Raw genomic sequence first — 23823 nt, 5'->3', positions numbered from 1 at the left:
CGGGACGAGCCCTCAACGGCGATAGATCGTGATCGAGTGCCCGACATCGTCAACGGGGCGGCTGCTGCGGATCAACCCGGCCAGCCGCCCCGTCGCCTTCGCGGCAGCCGAGTCGGACACCACCAGCAACCCCCGGACCTCATCGACGGGCACCGCACGCGGATCCCCGGCCTCGACGCCGTAGGCGGCCGGCACCCCACTGCCCTTGTACACGAGCCACACCCGCTCACCCGCGTACCGCTCCTCCCGCAACCGCTCCGCGAGCCGCCCGAGATCCTGCCCCCAGTCCACATTGGAGTCGTGCAGCAGCTCCCGTGTCCGGCCCGGCCCGCCGAACGCCTCGTTGGAGTACGGCAGATAGCAGGGAAACGTACGCACCGAACTGACGGCGACGAACACCACCAGCGCCCCCACCGCACCGGAGACCCACAGCCGTCGCACCACGAGAACGCAGCCCGCCCCCACCGCGAGAAACAGCGGCAGGAAGACGGCGTACCGGGTCCCGAAGTCCCGTGCCCCCTGCATGGAGGCCAGCAACAGCACCACGGGAGCGGCCAGCACGTACGGCGCCGCGGGCCGCAGCCGTCGCACCGCGATCACCACCACCGCACCGCAGACCCACAGGCCGAGCATCCCCAGCGGTGTCTTCACCAGCAGCGCGGCCGGCAGGTAGTACCAGAGCGAGCCCGAGTACAGCCGGCCGAACAGAAACCCCTGCCACGGCCGGTTCTCCAGGCCGAACTGGATCCGCATCCCGTCCCGGTACGCCTCAGGGAACGGCAGCATCTCGACCAGCAGCCCCCGCACCCCTCGTACGTGCGGCACCTGCTGCTCGGGGTCCCAGCGCAGCCGCGGATCGACCATCAGATACGTGGCCCACACGACCGCGACCGCGGCCAGCGCCACCACCCCCGCGCCCGCCACCGCCCTCAGCAGCATCCGGCCCCGGCCGCCCGCCGACGCGTGCCACACCGATACGGCGCCCAGCGCCATCAGCACCGGTACGGCAGGCAGTGTGCTTATCCTCGTCGCCAGGGCCGCCCCCAGCGCCACCCCGGCGAGCGGCACGTACAGCCGGGGCCTGTGGCGGGCCCGCCACAGCAGCCACGCCGACGTCAGCACGAACCCCGCGGCCGGCACGTCGAGCGTGGCGAGTGAACCGTGGGCGATGACATCGGGGGAGAAGCAGTACAACGCGAGTGCGGTCAACGCCCCTGCGGTCCCGGCCAGTTCACGGGCGAAGGCGAGCACGACCAGACCGAACAGCAGCGTCAGCGCGATCACGGGAAGCCGGGCCCAGAGCATCAGCCGCCAGGGATCGTTGCCCGACTCGTAGAGCAGGTGCCGCCCCAGCTCGCCCTGGTCGCCGCTGAAGGAGGGGTCGAGGTGGGGATCCGCGAGCGTCACCCCGGCGCCGATGAGCAGCTTGCCGAGCGGCGGATGCTCGGGGTTGCGGCGCAGCCGGTGCTCCTGTGTGTACTCGGCTGCCGCGCCCACGTACACCGGTTCGTCGATGGTCGGGGTCTGCCGCACGGCGGTCGTGACCATCGCGAAGGCCATCTGCGCGAGCAGCACGACCACCAGGAGCGGCACCCACCACCGGCGGCCGGGCCGCCGCGCGGCCCCGGCCGGTGCCGGGGGAGGGAACGGCACCGGCCGGGGAACGGCGGGAGCGATCCGGAGGTCCCACATGGACCCAACTCTGCATCAGCCCCCGCCGCGCACGGCGCTACCGCCGCACGAGTCGCACCGACAGGCCCTGAGACGTGTGCACGGGCACGGCCCGCAGCGTGTCGGAGTCCAGCTCGACGCGGGCGAACCCGCCGCGCAGCGCCGGAGCGGACAGCACCGGGACGGTCGTCCCCGCGACCGGCGGGCGCTCGGTGTCGAGCCGCAGCGACAGCACGCTGTCCCGGCCCAGCAGGACCCGCCGGCTCACCGTGAGCGCCGGGCCGTGGTTCTTGCGGAGCAGCAGCTCCAGCGTCGACTCGCCCTCCTGGACGTAGGAGCCGCGCACCCGCAGGACCTTGTCCGCGCGGAGTGTGCCGCCGGCGACCCGGACGTCGCCCTCGCCGAGGGCGTTGGGGGAGGCGGCGACCAGCACGCCGTTCTCGACGACGGTCCCGCCGTGGTAGCGGTTGTGGCCCGTGAGGGTGAGCGTGCCGGTGCCGCGCTTGGTGAGTCCGCCGTCGCCCTCGATGTCGTTGCGCCAGCGGTCGGCCGCGTGGAAGCCGCCGGCCGCCGCGTCCAGCGTCACGGTGACGTCGCGGTCGAAGGAGCCGTACCCGTCCGCCGCCGCGAACAGGTTCAGCCGGCCCCACTGCTCGAAGCCGTCCAGCAGGACGTACCCGGAGGGCAGCGCGGTCGTGCGCAGCACCTCGCGCCGCTGGGCCGCGTCCAGATAGGGCAGCCGGGTCTCCAGCAGGACCTCCGCGCCCTTGGGCACCGTGAGCGGGTCCTTGCGGCCGTGGCGGGTCAGGACGTACGTCAACCGGGGCTCGATCGCACGGGCGTTGGCCTCGCGGTCGGCGTAGGCGTCACCGGCGTCCGGGTGCGCGTGGGCGTACAGCGTGTCCGGCGTCGTGCCCGTCTGCTGCGTGAAGTAGGCGAGGGCCTGGGCGCGGGCCGCGGCCTTGAGCTCCGCGTTCGCCGGGTCGGCCAGCGTCGCCGCGGTCAGGGCGGTGGCCATGATCCGGCCGCCGATGACATCGACCGTGGAGTGCATGCCCGACATGATCCGGGTGTGGCTCAGCTCGAAGGCGCGCGTCACGAGCTCCTGGAAGCGCTCGGGCACCGCGTACGCGTAGGCCAGTCCGGCCAGGTGGAAGGCGTTGGTGTGGCCGCTCGGGAAACCGCCGTCCTCCTTGGGCTCCTCGGCGCGCTGACGCAGCAGCTGCGTGGCGACGACCACCTCCGAGTCGTACACCGGGTAGCCGAGCGCGTCCTTCTTCCCGGTGTCGACGACCTCGCTGTCCTCGTTCATCCGCCAGGGACGCGGGTACTGGAAGGCGAACTTGCCCGGGTTGCCCGAGGCGAACGGCCCGCGCACCGTGTCGACCAGCTTGGCCACCTTGCCGAGCTCCGAGTCGTAGGAGCCGGCGCCGAGCGCGGAACCGGCCGGGGCGTCGGCGGGCACCGCGTCGTTGATCTTTCCGGCGGGCGTGCCGTCCGGGGCACCGGTGATCGACGTGACGGCCTTGGCACCCGCCTTGTACAGCTCGGCCAGCGGGCCCAGCGCGGCGATCATGGCGTAGCTCTGGTGCTGGCGGTCGTAGAGGAAGGCCTCCTTGGCCTGGGCCTCGGTGCGGGCCTGCGTGATCCGGGCGCAGTAGCGCATGTTGGCGCGCAGCACCTCGCCGTCCAGGACCCGGCCGGTGTCCCAGGTGCCGCCGGTCTTCCACACCTTCGACATGCCGCCCAGGATCCGGACGACCGCGTTGGTCTCGGGGGTCAGGTTCGTCGTGACGTTCGACTTGTAGTCGTCGACGAACGCGGCGGGACCGGTGGCGGCCTTCGCGTCGGCTGCGGTGAGCCAGGTGGCGAAGGCCGGTGCGGCGAGCAGGCCCGCCGAGGCCCCGAGGGAGGTCTTGAGGAAGCCCCGTCGGTCGACGGTTGCGGTGCTGCGGTGCCCGGCTGATGACGGCATGGGTGCGCCTCTCTTGAGTTCTGCGACGGGTGCATCGGCCGTACGGCCGGGGGCGGTGCGGAGTGTGCGACTCGGGGTGCCTCTGGCGACTTCTGTGGCACCTGTTGCGTACGAGCGAAGATCTACGGCCGTGTTGTGACCCTTCGGAGAGGGAACGGCCACGGGCCGGTGTCCGGGATGTGAACGGCGGCCGTCCGGCTCACAGGAGTGAACGGGCCAGCGCCAAGGCGCCCTCGACCGGCGGCACACGCAGGGGGTGCGGCCGGGCCCCGGGCAGGACTTCGGTGAGCGCGGAGACGAACGCCGTGTACAGCGCGGGCTGAGCGAGCACCATGCCGCCCGCCACCACCACGTCGTCCACCGCGACCCCGCGCCGGGCGAGCCGTACGACGAGCGCGGCCAGCGCCCGGCCGCCCTCGGCGATCACGGCCCGGGCGAGCGGCGAGCCCGCCTCGGCGGCGGCGAACACCACGGGGGAGTGGCGGCCCCACTCGGCGGAGACGTCCGCGGCGGCCTCCAGTGCCGCGCCGAGCGCGGGCACCTCGGCCACCTCGAAGGCGGTGATCAGCCCGGCGGCCAGCGCGTCGGGCCCCTCGCCGCGGTCGTGCGCCGCCCAGACGGCCCGCGCGGCCTCGCGGACGAGTCCGGCCGCGCCGCCCTCGTCACCGAGTACGGCACCCCAGCCGCCGACCTGGACCGGACCGCCGTCGGGCAACCGCCCCACCGCCACCGAACCGGTACCGGCGACCAGACCGACGCCCTTGTCCAGCCCCGCGGCCGGGACGAGCAGTTCGGCATCGCCCACCACCAGGACGGGCGCCCCCAGCCGCTCGTGGAGCGCGGCCCGGATCGCTTCGCACTGGCGTGGTGTCTCGCAGGCGTGAGCGCCCACGGCGACGGCGGACGGATGTGCGCCGGCCGGAAGGGCGTCGTGGATCAGAGCGGCCAGCCGGTCGGCGGCGGCCCCGGGGTCGTGCGGTCGCCAGCCCGTACTGCTGCGGACGAGGTCGACGACGACGCCACCGCCCGAGAGGGCGCGGAGCTGTGTCTTGGTGCCGCCCACATCGATACCGACCGCGTAAGGAGTGGAGTCCTGCACGGGTCCTCTTTCGTCGTTGCGCGGTCATGACGGACGCAGGCGAACTACCCGTCGGACCACGGCAGTTGAAGAGGTAGGGAAGCCCCGGGACGGGCTTCTGCCGACCACGGCAGGCGAGTACCGTGAAGTTCGTTAGGAAGTTAACTAACGAAGTATGGTGCGTCAAGAGGCACGGAAGACCCGATGCCGCGCCACCCTCGCGACCGGCCGGCACGGCCGCAGCACGATCTGGGGAGACCATGCACCTGAGTGAGAGTGCCCGTGTGGTGTTCGACGTACTGGCCGAGGCGGGCACGGCCACCCGCCCCCAGCTCGCGGCCGGTGCGGGCCTTTCCAAGCCGACCGTCTCCGCCGCCGTCGCCGAGCTCGAGGCGGCGGAGCTGGCCGCCCACTCCGGGCGGGCCTCCGGCGGCACCGGCCGCAGCGCCGCCGTCTACCGGCTCGGCCCGGCCGCCGGGGCCGTGCTCGCGGTCGACCTGGGCCCGGCCAGGACCCGGGTGCGCGGCTGCGCCCTGGACGGCACCCTTCTCGCGGAGGACACCGGCTCCCGCCGGGAAGCCGCCGGCACCGTCCGCAAGGTCCTCGGCGCACTGCCCGCAGGTGCCCCGCTGCGGGCCGTCGTCGCGGCCGTCGGCGACGTCACCACGCGCGACGGGGAGGGCGCCGGGGAACGCCCCGCCACCGCCAAGGCCGGACCCGTATTCGACGCCATGGCCGTCGCCCTGCCTGAGGGTGTGCCCGTCCACCTGGAGAACAACGTCAACTGCGCCGCGCTCGCCGAACTGCACGAGGGCGCCGCCGTCGGCCGCGACACCTTCGGCTATCTGCGCATCGGCGTCGGCATCGGTCTCGCCGTCGTCATCGGCGGCCGGGTCCTGCGCGGTGCGAACGGCGCCGCCGGCGAGGTGGCCCGGCTGCCCTACCCCTGGGACGACAGCCGCGCCCCGCACTACGAAGGCCTGGAGCAGCGCATGGGCTCGCGCACCCTGCTCCGCCGGGCGGCCGAGACCTGGCAGGACACCGACGGCCCCCGCCCGCGCACCGCCGAGCGGCTCCTCGCCCTCTCCGCGCAGGGGCACGCCACGGCCCGTGCCGTCCTCGACGCGCACGCCACCGACGTGGGCCGGCTCGCCGCCGCCGTCGTCGCCGTCATGGACCCCGGGCTGATCGTGCTGGGCGGAGCCACCGGCGCCGATCCGCAGCTCCTGCCCGGTGTGCGGGCCGAGCTGGCCCGGCTGAGCTGGCCCACCGAGGTGGTCAACAGCGTGGTGGGGGACACCGGCACGGTCGCGGGCGCCGCCAAGCTGGCGGTCGCACATGGAATTCAAACCGTGACCGGAGCGGTGCTGGCGAAGCATTGACGGCTGCGCCATCGGTCTGCCAATGTCCGGACAAGCGCTTTCTGAGTCGGCCGGGACGCCGACTCCGGGTGAGCCTCCCGTCCGTACGCGAAGTACGGCAGCCGCACGAGGGCGTGCTCGTGCGACGTCGGCCGACATGGCCGGGGACCCCACCCGTCAAGGCGTCGCGGCCGGGCGAGGCCGTGCCCCCGGAAAGCGAAATTTCCTGCAAAATGCACCCGTGCCGCCTCGGCTGGCGCCGTGCTTCTTCCGCTACGACGAAAAGGGACTGAAGATGACCAGTCTGGGTGTGCGGCGCTCTCGCCGAATCGGCCGCGGTGGCATACGCCGCGTTGTTCCCCTCGCTGCCGTGGCGACGGCGGGCGCCCTCCTGCTCTCCGCCTGCGGGTCGGAATCCGACTCGGGCGGGACCTCCAAGTCGCTGACGTTCTGGATCTCCACGGTTCCGGGCCAGGACGCGGGCTGGAAGAAGATGGTGGCGCAGTACAAGAAGGAAACCGGCGTCAAGGTCAACCTCGTCAACATCCCCTACGACGGTTACGACGCGAAGCTGCGCAACGCCGCGCAGGCGAACTCCCTGCCCGACGTGGCGGCGGTGCCGAAGCTGGACCCGATCTGGGCGAACAAGCTGATCGACCTCGGCTCCATCGCCAACAAGAAGAGCAACAAGATCAACAAGAACTTCATCGCCAAGGACTCGTCCGGGAAGGTGCTGTCCATCCCCTCGGACATCACCGCGTCCGGCCTGTTCATCAACGAGACGCTGTTCAAGAAGGCCGGCGTCTCCGTCCCGGCCTCGCCTGAGAAGACCTGGACCTGGACCGAATTCATCAAGGCGGCGAACAAGGTCCGGGAGAAGACCGGCGCCAAGTACTCCCTCACGTTCGACCAGTCGCCCTCCCGGCTCCGCGCCATGGTGTACGAGCTCGGCGGGAAGTACGTCCACGCGGACTCCTCCGGCAAGTTCTCGGTGGACGCCGCGACCAAGAAGGCCGTGAAGACCTTCGTCGAGATGAACGACGACAAGACCATGCCGAAGTCGGTGTGGACCAGCGGCGCCGACCCGTCGGCCATGTTCCAGAGCGGTGACGTGGTCGCCTACTGGTCCGGCGTGTGGCAGGTGCCCGCCTTCGCGGAGAGCATCAAGAAGTTCGACTGGGCGAGCGTCCCGACTCCCGCCGAGCCGGTGCAGGCCAGTGACGTCAACAGCGGCGGCATGACGGTGGGCTTCAACAACAACGCCGCCGCGGCCGACGCCGCGACGAAGTTCCTGTCCTGGCTGTACGAGCCGGCCCACTACCAGGCGCTGTGCGAGGCGTCCGGGTTCCTGCCCGTCGAGAGCGGTCTGAGCCCGAAGTACCCCTTCAAGTCCGAGGCGGCGCAGGCGGCGTTCAAGCTGTACAACGAGTCGATCCCGCTGTACGCCCCGATCTCCGGCTACTTCAACACCGCGCAGACGAACTGGGTGCTGAAGGGCAAGAGCCTCACCGAGGACCCGACCAAGACGGAGCTCGGCAAGGCGATCAACGGCCAGCAGTCGGTCGACAAGGCGCTGGACAACATCGTGGCCGGCTACAACCAGCAGGTCGGCGGCTGAGCGCAGGCCGACGGGCCAGGGCGGCGGGGTCGAGACTCCGCCGCCCGGCCTCGGGCCCCCGTGATGCCGGGCTCATGGTCTGAGTGGTCTGAGCCCACCGGAACCCCCTTCACCAGCACGGAGTCAGGAAGATGACCAAAAGCGCCTCGGACGTGTCCGTGAGCCCGCCCAGGAGACGCAGTAAGTACACCCTCGCGCCGCTCGTCCTCATCGCGGCCAGCGTCGTGCTCTTCGCGCTGTTCTTCATATGGCCGGCGGTGATCGGGCTCGTCTACTCCTTCACGAACTACACGGGCGTAGGGGCGTTCCAGTTCGTCGGACTGGACAACTACAGCACCCTGTTCGGGGACTCCATCTTCTTCGACGCGCTGACCCGGACGCTGCTGTACACCGTGCTCTTCGTTCCGCTGAACTTCGTGCTCTCGCTGCTCATCGCCAACGTGCTGGTGAGCAAGCACGCCAAGGGCGTGTCGGTCGCCCGCGTCTTCTTCTTCATCCCGTGGCTGCTGTCGCCCATCGTCGTGGGTGTCCTGTGGCGGTGGCTGTTCGGTGAGAACTTCGGACTGGTCAACTACCTCATCGAGAAGGTCGGCGGCAGCGCCGTGCCGTGGCAGTCGAACGCGGACCTGTCGCTGATCGTGGTGGTGGTGGCCGCGTCCTGGGCCTGGACGGGCTTCTCGATGCTGCTGTTCATCGCGGCGATCAAGAACGTACCGACGTCGTACTACGAGGCGGCCGCGCTCGACGGCGCCGGTCCTTGGCGCCAGTTCGTCAGCATCACACTGCCGAGCATCGCGCCCACCTCCTTCATCGTCATCCTGCTCAACACGATCCACGGGATGAAGGAATATCCGCTGTTCGCCTCCCTCAACAACGGCGGACCCGGAACGTCGAACAACCTGCTGGTCCAGTACATCTACCAGACCGGCTTCAAATCGGGCCAGATCGGCTACGCGAGCGCCGCGTCGTTCGTGCTCATGCTCATCCTGATGGCCGTCGCGATCATCCAGCTGATGGTCAACCGGCGGGTGGAGAACCGATGACAACCACAGACATGCCACGCAAGGTCGACTCCGCGCACGGACGGGCTGTTTCCAGGAAGCGGCCCGGTAGCGCGGCCGGTGGTGGGCTTCGGCGCGCGATTCCCGCGACGACACTGCTGTGGGTCCTGGCGGCCCTCTACGGGTTGCCGGTGCTGTGGTTCGTCCTCAGCTCCTTCAAACCGGCCGGAGACCTGTTCTCCCTTCCGCTGACGCTGTTCCCGCACGACCCCACCGTGTCGGGATACAAGGCGGCGTGGGACAGCGCCAACTTCTCCCAGTACTTCATCAACTCGACCATCGTGTGTGTGATCGCGACGATCCTCACGGTGGGAGTGAGCTGCTGCACCGGGTACGCGCTGGCCAAGTACGACAACAAGTGGCTCAAGGTCTTCTTCGTCGGCATCCTGGCCACCACGATGCTGCCGGGCGAGGTCATGCTCGCCCCGCAGTTCCTGGTGGTCCGCGACCTCGGCCTCTACAACTCGCTCGCCGGCATCATCCTCCCGGCCGTGCTCACCGCGACCGGCTGCTTCATGTTCCGCCAGTTCTTCCTGACGGTCCCCGACGAGCTCATCGAGGCCGCCCGCATCGACGGCGCCCGTGAACTGTCGATCTTCCTGCGGATCATGGTGCCGATCTCCCGGCCCATCATGCTGACGCTCGCCATCCTGTCGTTCCAGTGGCGGTGGAACGACTACATCTGGCCGCTGCTGATGCTCAACGACCCCGAGAAGTTCACCGTGCAGATCGGCATCCAGAGCCTCGTCGGGGCGCAGAACATCAACTGGTCGGTGGTGCTCGGCGGATCGGTCATCTCCATGATCCCGCTGATCGTCGTCTTCCTGGTGTTCCAGCGCTACGTCATGAACGCCGACATCAACGCCGGACTGAAGGACTGACCTTGCCCACCCCGCTCGACCACGAGTTCGTCCGCGCGGCGGCCCGCGCCGCCGACCGGTCGGTCGCCCCCTGGCGGCCGACCCCGACGAGGAACCCGCCGGTCTGCCCCACCGCGCTCTGGCGCGCCGGGTGAAGACCCTCGTCGCGGCGTACCGGTCCCCGGACTCGGCACTGCACGGCAGCGGAGGGGCCGTCGCGGCGGCGACGACCCACCTCCGCGCCCTGCGGGCCACGCAGACATCGACCGGCCTCTTCGCCGGCGGCGACAACGTGCAGTCACCGCCGGACTCCGGGTTCACCGTCAACGACGTGTGCGACGCGCACGTCCTCGCCGCGGGCGCGGGGCCGGAACTGCACGACGTGACGGCGGCGCTCGCCGAGATCGCCGGCGCCGCCTCCGGCAGCCTCCTGACCGGCGGGGTGCACACCCCGAACCACCGCTGGGAGCTGTCCGCGGCGCTTGCCCGGCTGCACCGGTCGTTCCCCGACGACCGGCTGCTCGCCCGCATCGAGGAGTGGCTCTCCGAAGGCGTCGACATCGACGCGGAGGGCCTGTACTCGGAACGCAGCGCCAACTACGCGGCCCATGTGTCCAACCCGTCGCTGCTGCTCCTGGCCGAGGTGCTCGGCCGCACCGACCTGCTGGACGCCGTCGAACGCAATCTCGCCACCACCCTGGACCTGATCAGGCCGGACGGCACGGTGGAGACCGTCCTCTCGCGACGGCAGGACCAGAAGCACCCGTTCCCGCTGGCGCCCTACCTGCCGCACTATCGGCTGCTCGCGATCCGCACCGGCCGGGGCGACTTCGCCCGGGCGGCACGGCTGGCGGCCGCCGGCGGCATCGACGACCCCGACCTGCTCGCCGAGACCCTCCTCACCCCGGACCTGTGCCGCGTGCTGCCGGAACCGGACGCGGAGACACTCCCGCGCGACCGGTACCTCACCACCGCGCGCCTCGCCGCCCGCGCCTCGGCCACCGCGCACACGGTGGTGTACGGCGGCTCCGACGTGCCCGAGCACCGGCGCATCCGCTCGGGCCTCGCCTGCAACCCCACCTTCCTGCGCCTGTTCGCCGGTGACGCGGTCCTCGACGCGGTCCGCCTCTCGCGGGGATTCTTCGACCTGGGCCCGTTCCGCGCCGCCGGCATGGAACAGCCCGCCGACCACCGGTATCGGCTCACCGAAACCCTCACGGCCGCCTACTACCAGCCGCTGCCGCCGGACCTGCGCCGGGACGACGCCGCCTACCGGATGGCGGACGAGGGACGCTTCTCGGCCGCGATGGCCTTCCCGGAGCGGCCCCGGGACGAGGTCTCGCACACGACCCGCGTCGAGGTGGACCTGAGGGACGACGGCGCCGACCTGCGGATCGACATCAGCGGACCACGGGTGCCCTGGGCCCTCGAACTGACCTTCCGGCCCGGTGGAGTGCCGGAGGGCGCCGTACCGCTCGGCGACGGGCGCTGGTGCCTGACGACCGGGCCGATGACCTACCGGGTCGGTGACGACGAGATCCGGATCGAGGCCGACGTCGAGGCGGGCGAACCGCTGGCCGGGCCGGAGCGGAGCGACGTACTGCGGTACGACCCGGGGCAGGACTACACCGTGGTGGGCGGCACCGACGCGACGACCGGGAACCGCGTCTACATCGGCGGACTCGGCCCGCACACCCTGACCGTCGCACTGCGCGCCCACCGGCCCGGCCCCGGCATCACAGGGGCAGGCCGACCAGACCCCACCCCCGCCGTTCGGTCTCGGTGACCACCACGCCCCACTCGCGCAGCAGCACCGAGAACTCGTCGAAGTTCTCGATCCACCGACCGGGGCGTGTGGGATGCACGCGGAAGGGCTCGCGCAGGCTTTCCAGCATGGGCTCGACTCGTGCCCAGTGGCCGGCCAGGGTGGAGACGGTCGGTGGCGGGCAGGCGAGCAGCAGCCGGGGGCGCCAAGGGGTGGGGTCCCCGGCAAACAGGGCGGAGACCGTATCGTCCTCGGTTCCTTCGTCCCAGATCAGTTCCCGCAGGAAGCCGTCCAAGTGCTCACGCGGCTCCGGGGCCGCGTGCCTCCGTATGTCCTCCCATGCCTGCCCAGCCCAGAAGTGGGGCTTGTAGGAGCCGCTGGTGCTGTGGAACTCATACCGGCCGCACCACGGGACGTTCGACGCGGCCGGCCACACCCAGCCCTCCTGAAGGTCCGCGTCCCAGTCGAGGTCGTCGTCGGGCGCGGCGGCGTCGGTGAGCCGCGCGTACCTCTCCTCGAACGGCGTCCGCTCGAGCCGCTCCCAGTCGACCGCCAGCACCGTGATGTCCAAACCCATGGTCACGTCTCCACACGCGGCAGCGCCGACTCCGGCACCACCAGGTCGGCCCGTGCCCGGGTCGTGGCGACCAGTTCGGCGTTGGGCTGGTCCGAGCGCGACACCCACGCGACCGCCCCCTCGTGGGACTTGCCGAACTGCTCGTGACGAGCGATGAGTCGGCGGACGCGCTCCCGCTCGGGGAGTTCGCAGAACCACACCTCGTCGAGCCCGTGGCGGACCCGGGCCCAGGCGCCGGTTTCCAGGAGCAGGTAATTGCCCTCGGTGACGACGAGCCGGGCCGTCGGCGGCACCGGGATCGCCCCCGCGAGCGGCTGCTCCAGGACGCGCTCGAAGCCGGGCGCGTACACCACCTCGTCGTCCGTCCCCTCCCGCAGCCGCCCCAGCAGGGCCGCGTACCCGGCCGCGTCGAACGTGTCGGGCGCGCCCTTGCGGTCTCTGCGGCCGAGCCGCTCCAGTTCGGTGTCGGCGAGGTGGAAGCCGTCCATGGGGACGTGCGCGACCCAGGGTTCGCCGGATCCGTTCAGTTCCCGCACCAGGTGCTCGGCGAGCGTCGACTTGCCCGCGCCGGGGCTGCCCGCGATACCGAGGATCGTGCGCCGGCCGCCTCGGGAGAGGGCGCGGGCACGGTGGACGAGGTCGTCGAAGGTGAGCGGCACACCGCAGAGTGTGTCACCCGGCGCCCGGGCCAAAGCCATCCAGGCCTGCCCCTTCGACCTTGACGGCGTCGTCTCTGATGCTCCATCACCCGCACCATGCCCCGCACGCCCACTGACGTTCACTTCGCGTCAGGCACTTGGCCGTATTCCGCCCTGCGTTCCCTCACACCGCGGGTTAGTTTTTCCGTGTTTGTCAGTTTATGTGACACAAGGGCAAGGGGCGGAACATGACCATCGGCTCGAGCGCCATCCTGGTTCGCAGGCGAAGACGCGAACCGACGGCCGGGCCGGGCGCGCCCCTCGGGGTCCGGGGGAACCGGGCGCTCGCCGCGGTGGCGGTCGTCTTCGCGCTGGCCCAACTCGCCCTGGTCCAGCCCGTCCTGGGTCTCGGCTGGGACGAGATCGTCTACGTCAGCCAGGTTACCCCCCACACCCCCGCGGCCTTCTTCAGCGCACCGCGCTCCCGGGGCGTCTCGCTGCTCGTGGCGCCCGTGGCGTCCTGGTCGACATCCGTGCCGCTGCTGCGCGTCTACCTCGCCTTGCTGTCCGGCCTCGCCCTCTACCTGGCCCTGCGCGCCTGGCGGGGGCTGTTCCCGACCCGTGTCCTGGTCGTCGGCGGCGCCCTCTTCGCCTCCCTGTGGGTCACCCTCTTCTACGGCCCGCAGGCCATGCCCAACTACTGGGTCGCGATCGGAGCCCTGATCTGCGTGGGCTGCTTCCTGCGAGCCCGGCGGGAACCTTCCGCCCGAGCGGCCCTGTGGGGCGTCGCCGCCGGCGCCGCGCTCATGGCGTGGATGCGGCCCACCGACGCGGTCTACGTCACCGTGCCGCTGCTCGTCCTCGCGCTGGTGCGCCGCCATCGGCGCCTGCTCCTCACCCTCCTGGCGGGCCTCGCCGCGGGCGCCGTCCCGTGGGTGATCGAGGCGTACGTGGGCTACGGCGGTCTGGGGGAGCGCCTGGCGGAAGCCTCCCGCATCCAGGGCGGTCTCGGCTGGCACATCGCCGTCGACGACCAGCTCCGCAGCCTGGGCGGCCGGGCCCTGTGCCGGCCGTGCACCGGGCCGATGCCCAACCCCCTGGTCGTCATCTGGTGGTTCGTCCTGCCCGTACTGGCCGGCCTCGGACTGCTCGTCGCGGCCCGGGCCCGGCGCCTGGGACGGACCCTCGTCCCGCTGGCCTGCGCCGCCACGGCCGCCCTGCCGTACCTCTTCATGATCGGCTACGCGGCGCCCCGCTTCCTCACCCCCACCTACGCCCTGCTCGCGCTCCCGGTCGCCGACGCCCTGTGGCACCTGGTCAAGGCCCCGGGCGGGAAGTGGCGCCCGGTGGCCGCGACCCTGGTCGCGCTCGGCCTGGCCGGGCATCTGGCGGCACAGCTCGCCGTCCTGAACGGCGCCGTGTCCCGCAACACCGAAAACCGCCGCGACTGGGACCGCACCGCCACCGCGCTGCACCGGCTCGGCGTCCGCCCGCCCTGTCTGCTCACCGGCCACGAGGCCATCCCGATCGGCTACTACACCGGCTGCTCCTCGGGCGCGACCTCCGGCAACAACGAGAACACCACCCCGGGCGCCGTCCTGCGCACCGCCGACCGTCTCCCGGTCGCCCACATCGCACCGGCCGGCGGCACCCCGCCCCGCTACGCCCGCGCCTGGCCCGTCCACCGGATCTCGGACCTGGACGTCCGCGTCGCACCCGCGCCCGCCGCGGGACAGGGTGCCGGCCGCCGAGGTTAGAGCCCGCGTATCGGGAAACGCGGAACGGGCACATGAGACCGACGAGTCGACGCAGCGACAGGGAGGCAGAAGTGATGGGCACGCAACCCATGCGCCCCGAACCGATGGCGGACGACGCGTACCAGCCCACCGGGACCAACGAGGAGCAGGCGGACGCCGCGCCGCTGGATCTGCAGGACGCCGTCGGTGAGCGGACCTACGACGACACTCTCGACGAGGGCTACTCCCCGCCGGAGAAGCCGCTCGGAGTCACCAAGACGGGCACCACCGCCGCCGAGCAGCACGAGGGCGAGACCCTCGACGAGCGGCTGTCCCAGGAGGTCCCCGACGTGTCGGCCGAGCCGGCCGGGGACGGCGTGGGCGACAGCCCCGACAGCGACGGCGAACCGGTGGACCCGCAGGCGGGCACCGCCCGTGCCGGCCGTCTGGTCGCCCCGGACGAGGGAGCCCACGCCGACACCACGAGGGAGACCGTCGCGACCGACATCGGCATCGACGGCGGAGCGGCCGGCGCGGAGGAGGCCGCCGTGCACGTGGTGGAGGACGACAGCACCCTGCCCGGGGACGACGACAGGGCGTGAACCGCCAGCGGCCCCAAGTCGGCCCCCTCGGCGTCCGCCGAGGGGGCCGTCGGTTACGGAAGCAGCTTCTCGAGCGCGGCGGGCCCCTCGGCCGCCAGCTTGCGCTTGGCCCATTCGAGGTTGTGCGGGGTGAGGTCCTTGCCCGAAGCGAGGACGAGGTCCTCCGGCGACACGTCGGTGCCGGTGCGGGCGTGGAGCAGGCGGTCCGGGGTGGCGCGGTCCTCGGGCGGCCGGGACGCGGGGGGCTGTGACGTCGACATGTTCTCTGCTCCTAGGGTCCGGATCGCTGGGGGCGGCCCCGGTGCTGAAAAACGGGTCCGCTATCACCATTCCCCGCGGGAGCGCGGCGTGCATCCGGAGGGCGTGGTTCCGGCCCGGAGAAACCCCTGTCCCCGTTCGGACGCCCACCGATGTCGCGGCGCCGCACCCCGGGCGACGGTGGAGACACGTGTCCCCACCGAATGACAGGAGCTCTCCCATGCGCACACGTATGACCGCCGCGTTCGGCCTGGCCTGCGCCGCCCTGCTGGCCTGTGCCGGTACGGCCAGCGCCGACGCGGAGGCCGAGGCCATCGCCGTCGGCAGCCCCGGCGTCCTTTCCGGCAACGTCGTACAGATCCCCATCGACATCGATGCCAATATCTGCGGCAACTCGGTCAACTTCATCGGCGCGTTCAACCCCGCCATCGGCAACAAGTGCTCGATCGAGGACTGATCCACCGGTCGTACGGCCCGCCGGCGGCGGCCCGCGCTGTTTCGCGGGCCGCTGTCGGCCGCCGTCAGGGCCCGGCCTGCGGACGGGGCGCGAGCACGAGCATCGTGACGTCGTCCCGCACGTCCGGGCAGTGCCGTACGAGGTCGGCCCACACCCGCTCGGCCAGGGCGGCCGGCTCCTCCCCGGCGAAGCCCGGCAGCCGCTCGGCCAGCGGGTAGAAGACCCCGTCGGCGTCCCTGGCCTCGGTGACCCCGTCGGACGCCAGGAAGAGCAGGTCACCGGCGCGCAGCCGCACCGAGACCACCCGGGGCGGAGCCGCGTCGGCGAGTCCGAGACCGAGCGGTGTGCACGGCTCGATGTCCAGCTCCATGGCCCGCCCGTCGCGCAGCAGCAGCGGCCCCGCCTGCCCGCACGCCACGATCCGCACCACCCCGGCGTCGGCGGAGAAACCGAGCAGCACCGCCGTCGCGAACAACTCGGCGTGCGGCACTCCCGCCGAGTCCACCACCAGCCTCCGGTCGAGCCGGGCCGCCACCGCCGCCGGATCCGGCTGGTCCAGCACCGCCTCCCGGAACGCCCCCAGCAGCGACGCGACCGTGGCGACGGCCGAGAGACCGTGTCCCTGGACATCGCCCATGACCGCCCGGACGCCGTAGGGACCCGCCCGTACGTCGAAGAAGTCGCCCCCGACCAGCGTCCCGCTCTGCGCGGCCCGGTACAGCCCCGCACACCGCACCGGCCCGACCCGCTCCCGCAGCGGCGGCACGACGGCCCGCTGCGCGGCCTCGGCGACAGCCCTTTCGGTGACCAGCTGCGCGTCACGCCGACTGCGGACGAACGACAGCAGCACACTCAGCACCGCCACGAAGCACACGGTCAGTAAATCGGTGCTGCCCGGGTCGTTCAGGCTGAAGACCGGGATGGTCAGCACGACCACCACCAGAGCGCCCAGCACGGCCGTCGCCACCGGCCCGTGCGCGAGCACGGCCAGCGGCGGGATGGCACCCAGCAGAAAGCCGATGTCGAGCGGCTCCGGACTGATCAGCTCCGCCGCGCACACCCCCGCCAGCAGCGCGGACGGCAGCACCCGCGCCCAGCCCGGCGGGGGCGCGCCGCGCAGCCAGCCGCGCCGGTCCCGGTCCCGGCGCGACAGCCGGCCGCGCACACTGCTCACACCACCACGCTGCTACGCCCGACCGGGCGCCGCACGCCGGGCCCGCACGGACGCCCCACGGCCGGCCGCAAGGGCGCGAGCCCCGGCCGGGCGTCGTCGTCGGTCAGGCCCGGGGGCCACTCGAGCCGAGCCGATAATTCGGTGGACGGTCCGCCGGTGGCCCCGTAGCGTGTGGCGCGCCACGCCCCGAGACCCGTGGAAGGAGGGCAGAGCCGTGCAGTTCACACCGTTCCAGCGCTCCCTGCTCCCCGTCCCCGGCGTGTCTCGACCGACCTGACCGGGAGCGCTCCTCGCAGCACGCTTCCCGGAGGAAGTCCATGACCGACGTGGTCATCCGCGCGCTCGACGCGAGCGACGCCGAACTCTTCGACACCCTGCCCGACCCGCTGGGCGCCCGTGAGGTGCACCAGCGGACCCTGCACCGCCCCGACTGGAAGCGGGTGGCCCTGCGCGACGGCGAGGTCGTCGCCCGCGGTGCCTGGTGGGGCGGACCCGACGACACCGAGCCCCTCAGCCTCAACTGGTTCGACGTGGCGGAAGGCGAGGAGGAAGCGGGCGCCGCACTCCTGCGCACCGCGCCCTGGCAGGTGGAACTCGAACTGAACCTGCCCGTCGGCTGGCGCGACACCCCGGCCCTGCGCACCGCCGCCGAGACCCGCTTCACCGCCGCACGAAACGCAGGCTACGAGCTCCTGGTCGAACGCCTGCAGTACCGCTGGACCCCCGAGCACGGCCTGCCCGAACGCCCCGGCCGCCTGGTGTTCCGCCCCGAACCGGACGACGCCGTGTTCTTCGACGCGCTGCGCCGGATCCACGCCGTCACCCTGGACGCGCACGCGCTGAAGGCCATCGAGGAGGGCGGACTCGACCGGGCGGCCCAGGAGGAACTCGACTTCTTCCACTGGTGCCCCTCGCCACGCGCATGGTGGCAGGTCGCCTACACCCCGGAGGGCGAGCCGGCCGGCATCCACATCCCGGCCCACAACCCGTCGGGCCCCTGCATCGGCTTCATCGGGGTCCTGCCGGACCAGCGGGGCCGCGGCTACGCCTACGACCTCCTGGTCGAGTGCACCCGCTTCCTGGTCGAACAGGGCGCGGAGTTCGTCGCCGCGGCCACGGACCAGGGGAACTTCCCCATGGCCGCGAACTTCGCCAAGGCCGGGTACCCGGTGGTCAAGGAACGGCTCAACTTCCACCCGGTGTAGGCAGGTGTTCGGCGGCGACGCGCACTAGCGTGCGCCGCCGTTCAGCAGGTCGTCGGCCGCCGTGAGGATCTCCGTGACACGGAGGCCGAAGGCCGCGTCGCAGGCGTGCGGACGACCGGTGCGGGCCGCGGTGAGCAGGGCGTCCGCGGCCCGCATCAGGGCGGGCACCGCTCCGTCGGAGCTCTCCGGCAGGACGGCGACCCCGGCCTCTCCCCGCAACTCCACCGCGGCACCGGCGGCGGCGGGCGGGGCTGTCAGGCTCAGGGTGAGGGTGCTCGATGCGCCGACGGCATGGTCGAGGACGACATGCACCGTGTCCCCGGGACCGTAGGCGGCGGCCGTCACGCGCCGTACGTCGCCGAGTACCGGCAGCAGCACGGACAGGGCGTGCGGCCCGACGTCCCACAGGGCGCCCTTCTCCCGCCGCCACGGCGTCGCGAAGGGGCTCTCGCTGGTGAACACCGCCCCGAGCCACTGCGCCCGCCCCGTGAACCAGCCCGGCACTCCCGCCTGTTCGGCGATCCACGCCTCCGGCTCCGGCTGGAAGCGGGTCGTGAAGAACACGACCGAGGCGACCCCCGCCTCCTCGACGGCCTCGACCACGGCCCGCCCCTGCTCCACCGTCGGCGCGAGAGGCTTGTCGAGCAGCAGATGGCACCCGGCCCGGGCCGCCCGCGCGGCCAGGTCCGCCTGCACCTGGGGAGGCAGCGCCACGGCGACCGCGTCCACATCGGCGAACAGTTCGTCGGCGTCGTCGTACGCGCGCACGCCGTGCAGCTCGGCCAGCTCCTTCGCGGCCTCGGGACGGCGGCCCCACACACCGGCGAAGTCCAGCTTTCCGTGCCGGCTCAGTGCGGGTGCGTGGGCCATCTGCGCCCACGGTCCGGTGCCCAGCAGTCCTATCCGCATACCGCCGCCTCTCCACGGTGCCTGAACGAAGAGAGTGCCACAGGGAATGGACCGACGACCGGGAGGGCCGGACAAAAAGAAAGGCAAGGAGCTGTCTCCTTGCCACTCTCAACTTATAGCGCACAGGGGGTCTTGCGGCAAGGCCCCCTCCATGCCGCAAACTGTCCGGCCTAAGCCCAGGACCTGCGCAAACGGGAGCATGACGTGACCCCCCTGACCACGAGCGCGTTCGCTCTTCCCGACCGCCTCGCCCACAAGGCCGACCCCGCGCTGATCGCCGGGGACGAGCGGCACTTCGCCGCCGTCGCCGCGTGCCTGGAGCAGTCGATCGCCGAGGTGTCCGGCCGGCTGGAGGCCGAGCGCCGGGCACCCGGCGGCACGGGCCGGCAGGCGATGGACCGGGACGCGGAGATCCACCGGCTCACCGGCCGGCTGCGCACACTGCGCCGCTTCGGACTGGACCTGTGCCTCGGGCACATGGTCGGCGCCGACGACTCCGATCCCGTGTACGTGGGACGCCTCGGCCTCACGGACGGCGAGGGCCGCCGGCTCCTGGTCGACTGGCGTTCCCCCGCCGCCGAGCCCTTCTTCGGAGCCACCCACGCCGACCCCATGGGCCTGGCCAGCCGCCGCCGATACCGCTGGACCGGCGGCCGGATCGGCGACTACTGGGACGAGGTGTTCACCGCGGACGGCATCTCCGGGCACGCCGCGCTCGACGACCAGTCCGCCTTCATCGCCAGCCTGGGCACCGACCGCTCGCCCCGGATGCGGGACGTGCTCGGCACCATCCAGGCCGACCAGGACGCCATCATCCGCGCGGGCTCCCGCGGCGCCCTCGTCGTCGACGGCGGCCCGGGCACCGGCAAGACCGTCGTCGCCCTGCACCGCTCCGCCTACCTCCTCTACTCCGACCCGCGCCTCGGACAGCACCGCCGGGGCAGCGTGCTCTTCGTCGGCCCGCACCGGCCCTACCTGTCCTACGTCTCCGACGTCCTGCCCGGCCTCGGCGAGGAGGGCGTACAGACCTGCGTCCTGCGGGACCTCGTCGACGAGGGAGCCACGGCCGGGACCGAGACCGACCCGGACGTGGCCCGCCTGAAGTCGACCGCGGACATGGTGAGGGCCATCGAGAAGGCCGTCGCGTTCTACGAGGAGCCGCCCACCGAGCCGATGACCGTCACGACCCACTGGAACGACGTCCACCTCGGCGCCCGCGACTGGGCCGTGGCCTTCGCGGCGGCGGAACCCGGCACCCCGCACAACGAGGCGCGTGAGCAGGTCTGGGAGGAACTGCTCACGATCATCGAGGACAAGCACGACGGCGACGTGTCGACGGACCTCCTGCGCAGATCGCTGTCGCGGAACAGGGAACTGCTCACGGCCTTCAATCGCGCCTGGCCGCTGCTCGAAGCGACCGACCTCGTGTCGGACCTGTGGTCGGTGCCCGCCTATCTGCGGATGTGCGCGCCCTGGCTGAGCCGCGACGAGGTCCGCACGCTGCAGCGCGCGGACGCCCGGGCCTGGACGGTCTCCGACCTGCCGATCCTGGACGCCGCACGGCAGCGGCTCGGCGACCCGGAGGCGGCCAGGCGGGGGCGCCGGAACAAGGCCGTCCTCGCCGGCCAGCGCGAGCACATGGCGCGGGTCGTCGACACCCTGATCGAGGCCACGGCCAACTCGGGCGCCGACGGTGACGAGGGCGAAGGCCTGGTGTCCATGCTGCGCGGCGAGGACGCCCAGGTCAGCCTGGTCAACGAGGCCGAACTGACCACCGTCGAACCGGACGTGCTCACCGGCCCCTTCGCGCACATCGTCGTGGACGAGGCCCAGGAACTGACCGACGCGGAATGGCAGATGCTGCTGCTGCGCTGCCCGTCCCGGAGCTTCACCATCGTCGGGGACCGCGCCCAGGCCCGGCACGGCTTCACGGAGTCATGGCGGGAGCGGCTGGAACGGGTCGGGTTCGGCAGGATCGACCTGGCTTCCCTGAGCATCAACTACCGCACGCCGGAGGAGATCATGACGGAGGCCGAGCCGGTCATCCGCACCGTGCTCCCGGACGCCAACGTGCCGACCTCCATCCGCAGCGGCGGCGTCCCCGTCGTCCACGGAGCCGCCGCGGAGCTGCACTCGGTCCTCGACACCTGGCTGGCCGCCCACGCCGAGGGGATCGCCTGTGTCATCGGCGATCCCGCGTTCCGGCCCTCTTCCTCCCGCGTCCGGTCGCTGACCCCGGAGCTGTCGAAGGGGCTGGAGTTCGATCTGGTCGTCCTCGTCGACCCGGAGGACTTCGGCACCGGCGTCGAAGGAGCGGTCGACCGCTATGTCGCGATGACCAGGGCCACCCGGCAGCTCGTCGTCCTCACGACCCCGGTTCCTACGCGGCGAGCTCCTTCCGCATCCGGTCGGGCATGAACGCCGAAGGTGTCCCAGTCGACCTCGCTCAGGAAAAGCGCGCCCGAAGCTCCGCCTCGAGGGTCTCGAGGGTGCGGCCCCTGGTCTCGGGGACGTACAGCTTCACGAAGGTGAGGGAGAGCAGGCCCGCCACCACGAACAGGAAGAAGGTGCTGGATATCCCGATGCCGGAGACCAGGGACGGGAAGACCAGGCCGATCACGAAGTTGGTCAGCCACAGCACCACGGCCGCGACCCCCATGCCGAAGCCGCGCATCCGCATCGGGAAGATCTCCGACAGCATCAGCCAGGTCACCGGCGAGATCGCGCCCTGCTGGAAGGCGAGGAAGGTGACCGTCATGGCGAGCACCGCGAACGCCCGCGGATCACCGGAGGGCAGCACGAGGGAGAACACGCCGATCAGCAACAGGGCGACGGTCGTGCCGAGCTGGCCGGTCATCAGCATCGGGCGGCGGTCGACCCGCCCGAGCAGCCAGATGCCGACGAAGGTGGCCAGCACCGAGATCACACCGTTGGCGATGTTCGCCGTCAGCGCGCTGTCGGCGGTGAAACCGGCGTCGGTGAGGATCTGCGTGCCGTAGTACATGATCGTGTTGACGCCGGTGATCTGCTGCACGATCGCGATGCCGAACCCGACGAACATCAGCTTGCGCACCCACGGTGTGCTCTTGATGTCCTGCCAGCCGCCGAGCTTCTCCCGCTCGTCCTTGACGGCGAGCGCGGAGACCTCCTTCAGCTCGGCCTCGGCCCGGGCCTGGGACCGCACCTGCTTGAGGACGTCGAGGGCCTCGCCGAAGCGGCTCTGGGAGGCCAGCCAGCGCGGGCTCTCCGGCATCACCAGCATCCCGAACCAGAGCACCACCGCCGGCAGGGTGGCGATGACCAGCATCCAGCGCCACACACCGCCGGACTCGCCGCCGAGCCGCGCGATGATCGCGTTGGACGTGAACGCCAGCAGCTGACCGGAGACGATCATCAGCTCGTTCCGGGTGACGAGAGCACCGCGCCGCTCGGCGGGCGACACCTCCGCGAGATACACCGGCACGGTCACCGAGGCGCCGCCGACCGCGAGACCGAGCACGAACCGCGCCACGATCATCACCTCGGTCGTCGGGGCGAGCGTGCAGCCGAGCGCGCCGACGAAGAACAGCACGGCCAGCAGCAGGATGTTGTGCCGCCTTCCGCGCGCGTCCGACAACCGGCCGCCGGTCACCGCGCCCAGCGCGGCACCCAGCAGCAGCGAGCTGGTGACCATGCCCTCGGTGACCGGGGTCAGGCCGAGGTCGTCGGTCATATAGGGCAGGGCGCCGTTGATGACGCCCGTGTCGTAGCCGAAGAGCAGACCGCCGAACGTGGCGATGATGGTGATCATCCGCAGCCGCCGGGAGACCGCGGGCGGGCTCTCGTCCGCGACGCCGCCGGCCGGGGCCGGGGCCGGGTTCGAGGCTGCTGTCGTGTCATCCCTGACGTCCATGGCCGCTCCTTACCTGTCGATGGCCGGGCGGAGGGTACCCGAGAGACCGACGCGAAAGATTGCGCGGGTCCTGCGCGTGGCCGACGAGATCGGTTACCGGCCCGACAGCGCGGCCCGGCTGCCGGCCCGCGGCCGCAGTCGCACGCTCGGCGTGATGTTCGCCGTGCACCAGACCTTCCACACGGATCTCATCACCGGCATCTGTCCCGAGGCCGAGCGGCTCGGATACGACGTCCCGCTCTCCGGCGCCACCCAGGGGCGCAGCGAGGCCAAGGCGGTCGAGGCGCTGCTCAGCCACCGCTGCGAGGCGGTGATCCTGCTCGGCCCGGACGCCCAGCCCGAATACCTCGGCGAACTCGGGCAGCGCACGCTCACGGTCTCGGTCAGCCGCCGCGTGCCCCAGGCCCATGTCGACTTCGTCCATTCCGCCGAGGGCAAGGGCGTCCGGCAGGCCATGGACCATCTGGTGGAGCTGGGGCACCGCCGGATCGTGCACATCGACGGCGGACGCGGTCCCGGTTCGGCGGAGCGGCGGCGTGCCTACCGCGCCGCGATGCGCCGCCACGGCCTGGAGGCCGAGGCCCGGGTGATTCCCGGCCGTCACACCGAGGGCTCCGGTGTCGAGACCGGCCTGCTGCTCCTGGCCGAGCGCGACAGCGGGCAGCCGCTGCCGACGGCGGTCCTCGCCGGCAACGACCGCTGCGCGATGGGCCTGCTGATGTCCCTCACCCGGGCGGGCATCGAGGTGCCGCGCGATCTGTCCGTCGTCGGCCACGACGACAGCCACCTCTCCCATCTGACGCCGATCGGCCTGACCACGGTCCGTCAGGATGCGACCCGGATGGCCGAACACGCCGTCCGCTTCGCCGTCGAGCGACTGGAGGACGGGGAACCGCAGCCGCGCGAGGCGGTGCTGGACCCGAAGCCGGTGATACGGGGGACGAGCGGCCCGGCGCGGACGGAGTAGCCGGCTTGCCCCGGCCGGT

At 71.9% G+C, this 23823-nt stretch carries 19 protein-coding genes and 1 pseudogene; 11 read left to right on the top strand and 9 right to left on the bottom strand.

The window, feature by feature from the left end; all coding sequences use genetic code 11:
- Nucleotides 1–12: 12 nt before the first annotated feature.
- The 3 genes from NNW99_RS01415 to NNW99_RS01405 form a co-directional block, all read right to left on the bottom strand.
- A complete protein-coding gene (locus tag NNW99_RS01415) occupies nt 13–1692 on the bottom strand; it encodes a phospholipid carrier-dependent glycosyltransferase (RefSeq protein WP_215116743.1) in 1680 nt (559 codons plus the stop codon).
- Nucleotides 1693–1729: 37 nt separating this feature from the next.
- The gene (locus NNW99_RS01410) at nt 1730–3646 is read right to left on the bottom strand and encodes a phosphatase PAP2 family protein (protein ID WP_215116742.1); all 1917 of its coding nucleotides are present in this window, start codon (nt 3644–3646) and stop codon (nt 1730–1732) included.
- Between the two features lie 199 nt (nt 3647–3845).
- Entirely contained in the window at nt 3846–4745 is a 900-nt protein-coding gene (locus tag NNW99_RS01405; protein WP_215116741.1) for an N-acetylglucosamine kinase, read from the bottom strand.
- Nucleotides 4746–4984: 239 nt separating this feature from the next.
- Here NNW99_RS01405 and NNW99_RS01400 point away from each other — a divergent pair, with 239 nt between their 5' ends.
- The 5 genes and pseudogenes from NNW99_RS01400 (at nt 4985) to NNW99_RS01380 (ending at nt 11410) form a co-directional block, all read left to right on the top strand.
- The gene (locus tag NNW99_RS01400; protein ID WP_215116740.1) at nt 4985–6106 is read left to right on the top strand and encodes an ROK family protein; all 1122 of its coding nucleotides are present in this window, start codon (nt 4985–4987) and stop codon (nt 6104–6106) included.
- A gap of 274 nt (nt 6107–6380) precedes the next feature.
- Entirely contained in the window at nt 6381–7703 is a 1323-nt protein-coding gene (locus tag NNW99_RS01395) for an ABC transporter substrate-binding protein (protein WP_215116739.1), read from the top strand.
- Between the two features lie 131 nt (nt 7704–7834).
- Complete coding sequence (locus tag NNW99_RS01390) at nt 7835–8746, top strand: carbohydrate ABC transporter permease (RefSeq protein WP_215116738.1); 912 nt, start codon at nt 7835–7837, stop codon at nt 8744–8746.
- The gene (locus NNW99_RS01385; protein ID WP_215116737.1) at nt 8743–9645 is read left to right on the top strand and encodes a carbohydrate ABC transporter permease; all 903 of its coding nucleotides are present in this window, start codon (nt 8743–8745) and stop codon (nt 9643–9645) included. Before NNW99_RS01390 ends, NNW99_RS01385 begins: the two co-directional genes overlap by 4 nt.
- Before the next feature lie 2 nt (nt 9646–9647).
- Nucleotides 9648–11410: pseudogene (locus NNW99_RS01380) on the top strand (hypothetical protein).
- On the opposite strand, the gene NNW99_RS01375 reads toward NNW99_RS01380, so the two are convergent.
- Both NNW99_RS01375 and NNW99_RS01370 read right to left on the bottom strand, forming a co-directional pair.
- Nucleotides 11361–11966: a hypothetical protein gene (locus tag NNW99_RS01375; protein ID WP_215116735.1), complete on the bottom strand. Its 606-nt coding sequence runs from the start codon at nt 11964–11966 to the stop codon at nt 11361–11363. The pseudogene NNW99_RS01380 and the gene NNW99_RS01375 sit on opposite strands and share 50 nt — an antisense overlap.
- Nucleotides 11967–11968: 2 nt before the next feature.
- Nucleotides 11969–12625, bottom strand: coding sequence for a nucleoside/nucleotide kinase family protein (locus tag NNW99_RS01370; RefSeq protein ID WP_215124105.1), 657 nt, complete (start codon nt 12623–12625; stop codon nt 11969–11971).
- Nucleotides 12626–12852: 227 nt separating this feature from the next.
- On the opposite strand from NNW99_RS01370, the gene NNW99_RS01365 reads away from it, so the two are divergent.
- The gene (locus NNW99_RS01365; RefSeq protein WP_215116734.1) at nt 12853–14361 is read left to right on the top strand and encodes a hypothetical protein; all 1509 of its coding nucleotides are present in this window, start codon (nt 12853–12855) and stop codon (nt 14359–14361) included.
- An 89-nt stretch (nt 14362–14450) separates the two neighbouring features.
- On the top strand, nt 14451–14942 hold the full coding sequence (locus NNW99_RS01360; protein WP_215124104.1) for a DUF5709 domain-containing protein: 492 nt from the start codon (nt 14451–14453) through the stop codon (nt 14940–14942).
- Between the two features lie 53 nt (nt 14943–14995).
- On the opposite strand, the gene NNW99_RS01355 is transcribed toward NNW99_RS01360, so the two are convergent.
- The gene (locus NNW99_RS01355) at nt 14996–15202 is read right to left on the bottom strand and encodes a hypothetical protein (protein ID WP_215116733.1); all 207 of its coding nucleotides are present in this window, start codon (nt 15200–15202) and stop codon (nt 14996–14998) included.
- Nucleotides 15203–15420: 218 nt separating this feature from the next.
- Between NNW99_RS01355 and NNW99_RS01350 the strand changes: the two genes are divergently transcribed.
- Nucleotides 15421–15657, top strand: a complete 237-nt coding sequence (locus tag NNW99_RS01350) for a chaplin (protein WP_215116732.1) — start codon at nt 15421–15423, stop codon at nt 15655–15657.
- Between the two features lie 64 nt (nt 15658–15721).
- Here the strand turns inward: NNW99_RS01350 and NNW99_RS01345 are convergent, their stop codons facing one another.
- Nucleotides 15722–16831 carry a PP2C family protein-serine/threonine phosphatase gene (locus NNW99_RS01345; RefSeq protein WP_251057669.1) on the bottom strand — a complete coding sequence of 370 codons (1110 nt, stop codon included), beginning with the start codon at nt 16829–16831 and terminating at the stop codon, nt 15722–15724.
- A gap of 317 nt (nt 16832–17148) precedes the next feature.
- Between NNW99_RS01345 and NNW99_RS01340 the strand changes: the two genes are divergently transcribed.
- Nucleotides 17149–18036 (top strand): GNAT family N-acetyltransferase, encoded by an 888-nt coding sequence (locus NNW99_RS01340; protein ID WP_215116731.1) that lies wholly within the window; start codon nt 17149–17151, stop codon nt 18034–18036.
- Between the two features lie 24 nt (nt 18037–18060).
- Here the strand turns inward: NNW99_RS01340 and NNW99_RS01335 are convergent, their stop codons facing one another.
- A complete protein-coding gene (locus tag NNW99_RS01335) occupies nt 18061–18945 on the bottom strand; it encodes a Gfo/Idh/MocA family protein (RefSeq protein WP_215116730.1) in 885 nt (294 codons plus the stop codon).
- Nucleotides 18946–19149: 204 nt separating this feature from the next.
- Between NNW99_RS01335 and helR the strand changes: the two genes are divergently transcribed.
- A complete protein-coding gene (gene helR / locus NNW99_RS01330) occupies nt 19150–21363 on the top strand; it encodes an RNA polymerase recycling motor ATPase HelR (protein WP_215116729.1) in 2214 nt (737 codons plus the stop codon).
- A 28-nt stretch (nt 21364–21391) separates the two neighbouring features.
- Here helR and NNW99_RS01325 read toward each other — a convergent pair whose 3' ends face one another.
- Nucleotides 21392–22837 (bottom strand): sugar porter family MFS transporter, encoded by a 1446-nt coding sequence (locus NNW99_RS01325; RefSeq protein WP_215116728.1) that lies wholly within the window; start codon nt 22835–22837, stop codon nt 21392–21394.
- A 19-nt stretch (nt 22838–22856) separates the two neighbouring features.
- Here NNW99_RS01325 and NNW99_RS01320 point away from each other — a divergent pair, with 19 nt between their 5' ends.
- A complete protein-coding gene (locus NNW99_RS01320) occupies nt 22857–23804 on the top strand; it encodes a LacI family DNA-binding transcriptional regulator (protein ID WP_370869190.1) in 948 nt (315 codons plus the stop codon).
- The last annotated feature ends 19 nt before the right edge of the window (nt 23805–23823 follow it).

The sequence above is a fragment of the Streptomyces sp. CRCS-T-1 genome, from assembly GCF_024442335.1.
Lineage (GTDB): Bacteria > Actinomycetota > Actinomycetes > Streptomycetales > Streptomycetaceae > Streptomyces > Streptomyces koelreuteriae.
This window is presented reverse-complemented; position numbering and strand designations above follow the sequence as displayed.

Bases quoted from the DNA above. Each gene is read 5' to 3' on its own strand.
- NNW99_RS01415 (WP_215116743.1), bottom strand. From the start codon at position 1,692: ATGTGGGACCTCCGGATCGCTCCCGCCGTTCCCCGGCCGGTGCCGTTC.
- NNW99_RS01410 (WP_215116742.1), bottom strand. From the start codon at position 3,646: ATGCCGTCATCAGCCGGGCACCGCAGCACCGCAACCGTCGACCGACGG.
- NNW99_RS01400 (WP_215116740.1), top strand. From the start codon at position 4,985: ATGCACCTGAGTGAGAGTGCCCGTGTGGTGTTCGACGTACTGGCCGAG.
- NNW99_RS01395 (WP_215116739.1), top strand. From the start codon at position 6,381: ATGACCAGTCTGGGTGTGCGGCGCTCTCGCCGAATCGGCCGCGGTGGC.
- NNW99_RS01390 (WP_215116738.1), top strand. From the start codon at position 7,835: ATGACCAAAAGCGCCTCGGACGTGTCCGTGAGCCCGCCCAGGAGACGC.
- NNW99_RS01385 (WP_215116737.1), top strand. From the start codon at position 8,743: ATGACAACCACAGACATGCCACGCAAGGTCGACTCCGCGCACGGACGG.
- NNW99_RS01375 (WP_215116735.1), bottom strand. From the start codon at position 11,966: ATGGGTTTGGACATCACGGTGCTGGCGGTCGACTGGGAGCGGCTCGAG.
- NNW99_RS01365 (WP_215116734.1), top strand. From the start codon at position 12,853: ATGACCATCGGCTCGAGCGCCATCCTGGTTCGCAGGCGAAGACGCGAA.
- NNW99_RS01360 (WP_215124104.1), top strand. From the start codon at position 14,451: ATGCGCCCCGAACCGATGGCGGACGACGCGTACCAGCCCACCGGGACC.
- NNW99_RS01355 (WP_215116733.1), bottom strand. From the start codon at position 15,202: ATGTCGACGTCACAGCCCCCCGCGTCCCGGCCGCCCGAGGACCGCGCC.
- NNW99_RS01350 (WP_215116732.1), top strand. From the start codon at position 15,421: ATGCGCACACGTATGACCGCCGCGTTCGGCCTGGCCTGCGCCGCCCTG.
- NNW99_RS01340 (WP_215116731.1), top strand. From the start codon at position 17,149: ATGACCGACGTGGTCATCCGCGCGCTCGACGCGAGCGACGCCGAACTC.
- NNW99_RS01335 (WP_215116730.1), bottom strand. From the start codon at position 18,945: ATGCGGATAGGACTGCTGGGCACCGGACCGTGGGCGCAGATGGCCCAC.
- NNW99_RS01325 (WP_215116728.1), bottom strand. From the start codon at position 22,837: ATGGACGTCAGGGATGACACGACAGCAGCCTCGAACCCGGCCCCGGCC.
- NNW99_RS01320 (WP_370869190.1), top strand. From the start codon at position 22,857: ATGGCCGGGCGGAGGGTACCCGAGAGACCGACGCGAAAGATTGCGCGG.